The 731-nt window shown below is 55.5% G+C and carries 1 protein-coding gene; it reads right to left on the bottom strand.

Annotated features, from left to right (window positions below; all coding sequences use genetic code 11):
- Window positions 1-731: cell division protein FtsA (gene ftsA, locus EOE65_RS17845; protein WP_127696265.1), on the bottom strand; the 731-nt coding region annotated here is incomplete at its 3' end.

The following is a 731-nucleotide window of genomic DNA, read 5'->3' as shown; positions in this document are numbered from 1 at the left end:
GCCATGGCAATATCACTGGTGACTTGGTCGCCAGCAATCGGTATCACCCCGGTGTGACGAATGGAACCGGCGGTAAAGACCGCGATATCGGTGGTGCCGCCGCCAATATCAACCATACAGACCCCGAGGTCTTTTTCATCTTCCGTCAGTACGGCGTAGCTGCTGGCCAGCTGCTCAAGCACAACCCCATCCACTTCTAAACCACAACGGCGTACACACTTCTCGATGTTTTGAATCGCGTTGGTAGCGCCGGTGACTAGGTGGACTTTCGCTTCTAGACGTACCCCTGACATACCCAGCGGCTCTTTGATGCCCTCTTGGTTGTCGATCAGGTACTCCTGCGGCAGGATGTGCAAAATCTTCTGATCGGCGGGGATCGCGACCGCACTGGCGGCATCGATCACGCGCTCTAGGTCATGTTCCGTCACTTCACGCTCACGCACGGCCACAATGCCGTGGGAGTTCAAGCTGCTAATGTGGCTGCCCGCAATCCCCACAGTAACGGAGTGGATCTTGCAACCGGCCATCAATTCCGCTTCTTCCACCGCACGCTGAATAGAGCTAACGGTGGATTCGATGTTGATCACAACGCCGCGTTTTAAACCACGGGAGGGGTGCGAACCGATACCCACCACCTCGAGCTGGCCATCTGGACGCACATCAGCCACTAGGCAAACCACTTTGGAGGTGCCAATGTCTAACGCGACTATCATGTTGTGTTCATTTTCCAT

Source organism: Neptunomonas marina, assembly GCF_004005935.1.
Lineage (GTDB): Bacteria > Pseudomonadota > Gammaproteobacteria > Pseudomonadales > Balneatricaceae > Neptunomonas > Neptunomonas marina.
The sequence above is the reverse complement of the archived record's forward strand: the minus strand, read 5'-3'. Positions and strand labels throughout refer to the sequence as shown.